The sequence below is a fragment of the Methanobrevibacter sp. genome, assembly GCF_045644645.1.
Classification (GTDB): Archaea; Methanobacteriota; Methanobacteria; order Methanobacteriales; family Methanobacteriaceae; genus Methanocatella.
Genome location: NZ_JAZRHE010000095.1, coordinates 1 through 8907 on the forward strand (window position 1 = coordinate 1; position 8907 = coordinate 8907).

Consider the following 8907-nt stretch of genomic DNA (forward strand, 5'->3'; position numbering starts at 1 on the left):
CATATTTCTTTATATACGATAATTAATATATTAAGTATTAATGTCTAGCAAAATTTGAATTTTAGTAGACAAAATTACAAAACAAAGGTTGAAGTTGATGGAACATAATAAAATTACAAAAAGCCAATACAATAAGTTGAAAGAAAGGTATTTGACAAAAAATAGAAATATGCACTCCCTATATCTGGAGCTGAATGAAGAAACACCAGTTGACAAGGAATTATTTTTTAGATTGATTAATAGAATACGCATTGAAGAAGGACTGAACGAATATTACACTCCAAAAAAGCGAAAGAAAAAAAGAAGCATTATAAAAAATTTGGATAAATCTCCAAATTCATATAACAGCTAATGTTCAACATAATACCTTAAGATTGCGCCTATACCACCAAATGCCCTGAAAAGCTGCATTCCCTCTTCAGTTTCAGTGGAAATAAACTCAACAGCAGTATTCATTTCTTCAGCTTTTTCCACAAATTCATCAGCCAAATCCATTGAAGACTCTTCTTTCAGCACATCATTACAGTTAGGACATCTCTCTTCAAGATTGTCCGCTTCAGCCTGAGTCTTAACGGTGAACTGCTTTTGTGTTCCGCAATTTTGACATGCAAAGGTCTTACGCATACTTGCCAAATCTTCAGATAAAAGCAATACGTCAACGGCACCCATAATCAAGTTATTTCTGACTTCCTCTTCACCGTATGAGTAAAGTCCCTTATCCTTTCTCAATTCCTGAATGAACCTTTGAACGAGCTTCTTTTCCTGCATCACATCAAGATTTGCCAAATCATCAGCAGATTTTGCAATGACTTCACGAATGCCCTCTTCACCAGTGTAAGAGGTATCGACTATAGACATGACCTTATCCTTGAGTTCGTATTGAAGATAGTCCCCTTCATAGAAATCCTTTTTAGTGAAACCAGGCCCTCCAATAATGATTCCTTTCAAATCATCCTTATGGGGCAGGAATGCTTCATTCATATGGTCCCCAATACGTTTCAGGAATTGGTGAGCAAGATCCTCGATGACACGGTCAAACCTCCTCTGTGATTGACCACCTGCTTTGTGTTTTCCAGGAACTCCACTGGTCAAATGACCAAGGATGGTTTCTTTTTTACCTTTTAAAGTAGCGTATGTAGCTTCATTTCTATCAATTACAGCCACACCATAGACATCACGTTCCTCAATCATGTATTCCAATGGCTCTAAGAAAAATTCGTTGTTACATTTATACCAATAGGTTGTAACCGGTTCGGGCGGCTCTATAACATACTTTTCCATTTTTTCAGTGCCCGGACCGCCTTTAGGAATCATGCCCACAAATAAAACCAGACCGTTTTCCGGAGGCTGTTTGTATAATTTAATGCTTTCTAAAATTACTGCAATGGCAGATTGTACATTTTTTCTTGTTTGTTTACTCTTGATGTTAGCACTCTGACCCATTTCATCTCTCATGTGCTTACCAACATCACTCAATTGTTTGGTTGGTGGAATATAAACGGAAACAAGCTCTGTACCTCTTCCTCTCTTTTGAGCCAATTCCTTTAAGGTTTTCTTAAACTCGTATAATTCTTTTGATGATACTTCTGACATAATAATCACTATAAAAATCAAATTAATATAATAGTATTAATTATCTTTTTTTAAATATAAATAATTAATGAAAAAATCAAGCTAATTTGGAATTTCCGTATTCTTCAAATAAATTAATGTTTGCCTCATCGATAGTGTTTATTTCAAGCAGATCCATTTGGGTGATGGCCATTATTTCACGAGCCAGGTGAACATAAGTGTCGGGATAGTCATTATATCCGAACAGATGCCAGACTACATCCCCCTTAAAGACAATCTCCAAATACCAGTCATATCCTTCAAGGTCTTCAGGGTCATGATTCTTTGATTTTAGATGATAATCGCTTTGCGTCCACAAATAAACATGATACTTTTCCAAAAGATTTAAAATCAGCTCCTTATCCTTATCCGTCAAATCCTTATCTATATATCCCGCAATAGTATTTTCATCAAAATTGACAATCAATCTCGGATTTGGCATTTCATAAGGATAGCACCTGTAATGTCCAAACTCGATGGCCTTTATTTCCAATCTGTCCTCACCGAAGTAAACTCCGTCTTCTTTTAATGTGTAGTATAGTGGAGTGGCCAGCTGCTTTTGATAGTTCAGGTGCAGAACATCGAATTTGAAGAAATCCTTTAAAAGCTCCCCGAACCTAATCCAATCTTTCGGGAAATTGTTCTTAAATGAATACTCCTCGAAGCCATCTGTCGAGTAGATGATGACAATGCATGAATAAATCAGCTCCAACTTCTCGAAATAGGAAAATTCCTCTGAAACAAAACCATCAAATAGCTTTAAACTGATAAATTCATGAATCAGCTCATCAGATTCTTCAAAACTGAACTTATGGATTTCGCTAGTCATGTTGCGCCTCAAATCAACCAGAATATCAATCCAGGAATCATCGCATAAGCTACTTTCCTCTAAAAACTTATCGCCACTGCCCCTCTCTGAAATCTTATAATAAGCCATATTATTCACAAAATCAATTGTAAAACATTCATAGTGGCGATTAAGGCGTTTAAAATTAAATCTTTGAGTAATTTCTATTTTTTCAATCATGATTAATTAAATTATATGCAACACAAGTAATATAATTATTGAAATTACTGAAATAAATAAAAAAAGATTAAAAAGAGAGTTAATTAAATATTAACCCTCGACCATTATTAATTTACCCGTATCCGAGTCTTTATATACCTTACCCATCTCTGTATAACCTTCTCCAGAGGATTTACTGATATCCGGAGCTCCTTCCAATTCCTTACCCTGGTCTATTTGGGAAACTTCCTTGATTGCATCCCTTACCTTTTGCTTTTGCTGATCATCCATATTATCATTAAATACGATGTTCTGCATATTCCATGAGATGACTAAAAACACCAGTAAACCAACAGCAATTACGAGCATTGCATCAACAAGATTGGATGTTCCTGCCATGGGATCCTCTTCGCCCTGATTTAAAAATTTTCCTTTTCTTCTACGAATCATAAAGCATCCGACCTACTTATTTAAATTCTCCAGAACAGCATTTACAAACAATTGAAGATTAGAAGAATACTCCTCATACCATCTGCGTCTGACTTTTGAGATAACATAAGCTACAGCACCGGATCCGATACCCACAACAGTTGTATCGAATGCAACAATGATTGCAGTGGCCAATGTTGTAACATCTCCGTTACCCAATGCCGCAAGCCCCGGCCCCATAGGAATTAAGGTACCCATCAAACCAAGGGTAGGACCAATACGAGTAACAATGTCCACTTTTTCAAGGGATTTTGCCATTATTACTTCTTCCTCTTCAATTAAGTTTAAAGCCCAAGCTTCGCGGGAATCGGCAGATAAAGAATGTGCATGGATTATCTTCAGCAGCACTTCCTTTTGATTATCATAAATTTTAGAATTATCAACTAAATTCATCAGTTCATCAACAGAATTGGCATTGACAAGAGAAAACACCAACTCCTCTTTATACTCACGAGTTAACTTAACACGACTATAATAATCCGAAATAAGTCCTCCAAAAGCGAAAACAGCGAAAACAGCAAATATAAGCAAGAATATGATTACTGGAATCTGAAGACTTTGAGATACAACATTCAAAGCCGCTGTTAATAATTCGCTTCCAGGAATACTCACCACACAAATCACCCCATAATAATTATTTTAATAAAGTATTTTTTTTATAATACCATAAACCGCAAATTGCCACAACAATTAGGAAAACTATTGTAAAAATCATTGATTCAATAGAAGCAATGTTTATAGGCTTCATACTTTTCATATCCAATGACATGATATTCGGAAGGAATAAAGAAACTATCAACAAATATACTCCACAAATAAAATATAACCTTCCAAACGAATTATAAGAAATTTTTATTAAATTAAACTTATTAACTGCATAAAATACTACCCAAATTAATAAGTTAAACAGAATTGTTGTAAACAAACCCAATGTCAAAGAGTTGAATCCGAATAAATCACTATTTGACATAATGCATACAAATCCGATTAGCATGAAAGACATGTAAGATAATAAAAGCACCTTTTTGAAAGAATTTTTAAAGTTTTTTTCTTTAGATAAAATATATCCAGTGAAAATTAGAATAAATGCAATTAAAAATAACAATGTATAACTGTAAATCCCAAATATTAAACCTAATTGATTTTTGAATAAGCTCATGAAATAAATCATAACCCCTGTAACAATAAAAGATATGACAGAGAATTTAGCCAAAGCCTTTTTGGAACTGCCATTAAAGTTAAAAATCAATGCAATAATTACTGAAAAAAGGATTATGGAAACAATGAATCCCAAAGACCAAACCAAACTTGAAGCCATGCCATCACCAGTTACTTAGAAATTAATTTAGAGAAAATAACTGCTATAGCAAATCCACAAAATAATGCCAATACCAATAGCAATATATTATTCAAGCTGAATAAGTCATTATTCTCATTGACAACTTCATTTGAAGCATTGGTAGTATTGTTTGTCTGATTAACATTGGAATTACTTGAATTATCCTTCACCCCAGAAACATCTGCTGATGAACTAGAAGATGAATCTGGACTGCCTGATTGCGAAACACCTGAAGAAACGGACCCTCCTGAAGAACTTGAACCATGACCAGAACTAGAACCTGAACCTCCAGAATAGCCGGAACTTGATCCACCTGAAGAAGCAGAATCACTTGATGAACTGGAAGCAGAACTTCCTGAAGAACTAGAGCCACCTGATGAGCTAGAGCCACTGGATGAACTAGGGGCCTCTGAAACCGCCGGTGCGGGTGTACTGGATTGCACCTCCTCCACATACTCACTACCATGACCCGGGTGAGCACATACTGCACCGCAAATAAAAGATACAGTAAAAATTATTGAAATCAATAAAGATAAATGTTTATAATTCATTTAATCACCAAAACTCTTAAAATTTGCCTAAAAAATAAAAAAAGACAATAACTCCATAAAGAGTCATTGCTTTTGTTAATTTACTTATTTTCTACGTCTCATAAATCCGAAACCAAGTACAGCACCAATAGCTAAAACACCGACTACAGCATAAATCAAACTGTTTGAATCAGCAGATTTAGTGGCTGGAGTTTTTGAAACTTCGTATGATTTTGCTTTGCTTGGACTGTTTTTAGAATCTTGAGATTGAACATCATCGGAAGATTCACTATCAGCCGGAGCACCAGCTGCAGTTGCATCTGAAGTTCCAACACCTCTTGAAGATGAAACGGCATTTGTTGAGCTGGAAGCTGGAGCATTGGAATTACTATTTGCGTTTGAGTTACTGTTAGAGTTTGAATTAGAGTTACTGTTGGAATTACTATTGGAATTGCTGTTGGAATTGCTATTAGAGTTAGTGTTGGAATTACTATTGGAATTACCGTTTCCGTTAGAATTGCCGTTATCTTTAGCCTTTTCCATAGATTTCAATAGATCCTCTTTAGTAACATTATCTAAACTTTTCAAGTAAGTTATTGCATTAAAGTCCTCACCAGCACCTTGTCTTAATGTGTTGAATTGCTCTTCTGTAATCCATCTTTCATCATCTGTTGAAACAACAGGAAGTGATTTGATATGAGGATCATCAACACCCGCATAAAGATTAATGTATGCTCTGATTTGGTTAGCACGTGCACCTTCAGAGGTAGCGTACATACTGTTGTCAATGGTTGCCCATTTGAAACTTACAGTTGATGCCCTACCTATTTTAAGATTGTCGTCCCATACAACGAGAACGCCTTGATAGTTTCCACCAGGGATATATGGGGAAACTGTTTCATTGGAAGGTAATTTCTGTACATAGAAAGTGCCTAAACCTGGAGATAAATCTAACAAATAGGTTAAACTATCATCCTTACAGAAGATGTTGGATGCAATGTATGTGTAGGATTCATTTTCGCCTAATGGGTATTTCTCTTGGATGTAATCAGTTATGAAGAATCCCGGCTGTACACCCGGACATACGTGTGCATGGTATAGGAAGGTTGCCATTTGATCGAATATTGGATGTTCGTTCCATGCGTTTATAATGGTTTGTATATTAAACCAGTTTCCATCAGGGACAAATGATTTTTCAATAGCTCTTAATTTAGCACTGTTATTTAATGTTTCAAATCCAATGTCAACAACTCTGTTGCCGTCAAGATCTCCAACAAAGAAGTCTTTAGTGTCCGGATTATATCTTAAATAAATCATGTTGACTAAATCAGAATCAGGATAACGGATTGCAAATGCAAACCATAATGGTTTCCATACAGCTTGGTGAAGGCTTAATAAGTTTTGACTGTATAATGTTCCACCAAATACTTCATAAAGACCATCACGTGCAATTACAGTGTCTTGACCATTTAAGAAAGCATATCCTGCATCAGTTAATGCGAGGAAGTCTACATTATCCCTACCAATTTCAACACCTAATTCTTCTTTAAATATTCTTTTGGCTTCGTTTGCTGCATCGATACCGATTTGCTTAATTTCAGCATCGCTTAATTTAGATTGACTGTTATCAGCAGGAGTGGCTCTTGTAGCTTTAGCAAGGCCTAAAGATAAAATATATTCTAAATCTAAACCATGCCCGTCAAGACCATATTCTGCTGGTTCGCCATCATAAGTTACGTTTTCGGTGGTTCCCATTAACCAATTGTATTGTTCTTGGTTCAATCCAGTGAATTCGTATAATATATCGACCAAGTTTTCAGGACTGGTATTGATTTGGTTAATCCACCAGGAGCAGTATTTGAGTTCTTCTAAACTACCTGCATCAGGGTCAATTCCGGTTTCTTTAGTAAACATTTTTTTGAGATTAGTTGAATTAAATGACATGATGATTAAATCACCGGTTTTTGCTTTGGAATTCCATTTAATAAAACCAATCATATTTTCAGTAGCACCGGTGTTAGTGGTATTCATACCAGTATAACCGGTTTTACCGATTGTATCATCTAAAAAGAATATTGCTGCATCATCATCAGATCCGCCAGGGACTCCAAGTACCTTGTAAGCAGTAACGTCTGCTGGAGAACCTACTCCACCAGGGTTAGTTTCTTGCTCAGGAGGATAGAATTTCAATAAAGCCTGAATAATACTGTATCCGCCTAAAGTACCTTCACAAATGTGGCCATGGAAAGCAGCCTCTTGAAGTATTTCTCTAGAAACACCTGCAGACCAACCATTTGCCAAACTTGCAAATGCCCATGCATTTTCACCAACGACTGCATTATAATATTTATTCCATTCTGATTTAGTCATATTTTCAGAAATAGTTCCTAAATAAGAATATTTAGTAGATGCATTTTGGAAAACAATAGCTTGTAGATTGTTTCCTTGTCTAACAATAAAAGCAAAGTCAACAGGATCAGTAGCACTTTGACGTAACATTATCACATTACTGTAATCTATTTTTCCATAGTTAACAATTGCTTCCATCGCATCTTCACTAAGTTTACCGTTATATTTTGCAACGCCTGCGGTGGTAATTGCAAGAACATCATCTGCATTTCTAAAATCTAATTTGTTATCAGCAATTTCAGTAACAGTTCTTCCCAATTTATAAGCTTCACTAGCTTTTAAATCAAAGGAAATGATTTTAGTTAACTCGGCACCATCAACAGTTTTTATTTCAGTACCATAACCGGCTGTCATAGCGGAAATATCTAAAGAATTTCCATTATAATTGTCTATACTAATAACATAATTCCTATTATTTACATCATATGTCTTAGTAAAGTTAAGATACTGATTATCGGAAACTACATAAAAATCTGGAACCAAATTAGCCGCATCATCAGAATATTCGTAATTAACTTTCACATTTACTGACACCGGATTGGAAGAGTCAACTCCCAGTACCTTTGAATCATCAGCATCAGCAATTACATCTGAGACATCATTACCTGTAGGAAGACTATTTTGAGAATCAGAAAGGGCATCTGTATTTTCTGCAGATACCGCACCGATTACGAGCATTAAACAAGCAATCAGTGTGATAAACAAAACAACCTGTTTTCTAATAATATCGCCTCCAAAATTTGAAAAGATATTCAATAATTAATATAGAATATCTACATTTACTTTATTGAGTAATAAATATATAAAAGTAGTTATTACAGATTATATAAAAAATTGATAAAAAGTAATACTTTTCAAATTAGTATTAAATTCATGAAAAATATGATACGACCATTAAAGTAGCTAATTAAGTTCAATACCAATTATAAACCCCCCATTTATATAAAAATTAAAAGTAATAATTTAATACTATCCCCTACATTAATTAACAGTGTTATAAATTTTTATGATTGAGTAATATTTTTTTAAAAAAAATCAAATAAGTTATTAAAATTATTAACCATATAAATTAAAAAAAAAGCATCCAATTAAAATAACAAACTTAAAGATTGATGCAAATAATATAAAACAACATGAACTTAATACATTCACAATTATAAAAACATTTATATATCCTTAACAACAATATTAACATGAGGATGATTTTTAGGTTTACCTAAAATTCGCCTCCAAAATTTGAAAAGTGTTAAATTGGAATTTTAAATTCTAGTTTAACACATATGTAAAATAATCTTTTCTTATTTTATAGGATACTCCTCAAATAACTCCAAGATATGAAAAATACCCTTATTAACAGTGTTATATTACTTTGAAAACAGTATTACGAAAATGAAAAGTAATACTTGTCTTGTTTTTTAATATATCTCCAAAAATAGACTGCATTATTTAAAACAACTAATTTATGAAGAAATCCAAAAGTATTATTTAAAAATAATGATTAAAAAATATCAAAACAAACATTG

The 8907-nt window shown here is 34.1% G+C and carries 9 protein-coding genes; 2 read left to right on the forward strand and 7 right to left on the reverse strand.

The annotated features are described in order from the left end of the window. Positions 1-97: 97 nt before the first annotated feature. Complete coding sequence (locus ACKI4K_RS05400) at positions 98-352, forward strand: hypothetical protein (protein ID WP_407423028.1); 255 nt, start codon at positions 98-100, stop codon at positions 350-352. Here ACKI4K_RS05400 and prf1 read toward each other — a convergent pair. From prf1 to ACKI4K_RS05425, 5 genes are all read right to left on the reverse strand, one after another. Beyond that, positions 349-1593 carry a peptide chain release factor aRF-1 gene (gene prf1, locus ACKI4K_RS05405; RefSeq protein WP_407423030.1) on the reverse strand — a complete coding sequence of 415 codons (1245 nt, stop codon included), beginning with the start codon at positions 1591-1593 and terminating at the stop codon, positions 349-351. The two genes, ACKI4K_RS05400 and prf1, sit on opposite strands and share 4 nt — an antisense overlap. Positions 1594-1669: 76 nt before the next feature. After that, positions 1670-2548, reverse strand: a complete 879-nt coding sequence (locus ACKI4K_RS05410; protein WP_407423032.1) for a hypothetical protein — start codon at positions 2546-2548, stop codon at positions 1670-1672. A gap of 180 nt (positions 2549-2728) precedes the next feature. Beyond that, the gene (locus ACKI4K_RS05415) at positions 2729-3067 is read right to left on the reverse strand and encodes a DUF2149 domain-containing protein (protein WP_407423034.1); all 339 of its coding nucleotides are present in this window, start codon (positions 3065-3067) and stop codon (positions 2729-2731) included. Positions 3068-3079: 12 nt separating this feature from the next. Next, the gene (locus ACKI4K_RS05420; RefSeq protein WP_407423036.1) at positions 3080-3721 is read right to left on the reverse strand and encodes a MotA/TolQ/ExbB proton channel family protein; all 642 of its coding nucleotides are present in this window, start codon (positions 3719-3721) and stop codon (positions 3080-3082) included. 19 nt (positions 3722-3740) lie between these two features. Continuing rightward, complete coding sequence (locus ACKI4K_RS05425) at positions 3741-4355, reverse strand: DUF2162 family putative transporter (RefSeq protein ID WP_407423038.1); 615 nt, start codon at positions 4353-4355, stop codon at positions 3741-3743. Here ACKI4K_RS05425 and ACKI4K_RS05430 point away from each other — a divergent pair. Next, positions 4300-4443 (forward strand): hypothetical protein, encoded by a 144-nt coding sequence (locus tag ACKI4K_RS05430; protein ID WP_407423044.1) that lies wholly within the window; start codon positions 4300-4302, stop codon positions 4441-4443. The genes ACKI4K_RS05425 and ACKI4K_RS05430 overlap by 56 nt on opposite strands. Here the strand turns inward: ACKI4K_RS05430 and ACKI4K_RS05435 are convergent. Continuing rightward, positions 4436-4996 carry a hypothetical protein gene (locus ACKI4K_RS05435; RefSeq protein ID WP_407423040.1) on the reverse strand — a complete coding sequence of 187 codons (561 nt, stop codon included), beginning with the start codon at positions 4994-4996 and terminating at the stop codon, positions 4436-4438. The genes ACKI4K_RS05430 and ACKI4K_RS05435 overlap by 8 nt on opposite strands. Before the next feature lie 84 nt (positions 4997-5080). Further along, positions 5081-8140, reverse strand: a complete 3060-nt coding sequence (locus ACKI4K_RS05440) for an FmdE family protein (RefSeq protein WP_407423042.1) — start codon at positions 8138-8140, stop codon at positions 5081-5083. Positions 8141-8907: the final 767 nt, after the last annotated feature.

Coding starts and splice junctions, on each gene's coding strand:
- ACKI4K_RS05400 (WP_407423028.1), top strand. CDS start 98: ATGGAACATAATAAAATTACAAAAAGCCAATACAATAAGTTGAAAGAA.
- prf1 (WP_407423030.1), bottom strand. CDS start 1,593: ATGTCAGAAGTATCATCAAAAGAATTATACGAGTTTAAGAAAACCTTA.
- ACKI4K_RS05410 (WP_407423032.1), bottom strand. CDS start 2,548: ATGGCTTATTATAAGATTTCAGAGAGGGGCAGTGGCGATAAGTTTTTA.
- ACKI4K_RS05415 (WP_407423034.1), bottom strand. CDS start 3,067: ATGATTCGTAGAAGAAAAGGAAAATTTTTAAATCAGGGCGAAGAGGAT.
- ACKI4K_RS05430 (WP_407423044.1), top strand. CDS start 4,300: ATGACAGAGAATTTAGCCAAAGCCTTTTTGGAACTGCCATTAAAGTTA.
- ACKI4K_RS05435 (WP_407423040.1), bottom strand. CDS start 4,996: ATGAATTATAAACATTTATCTTTATTGATTTCAATAATTTTTACTGTA.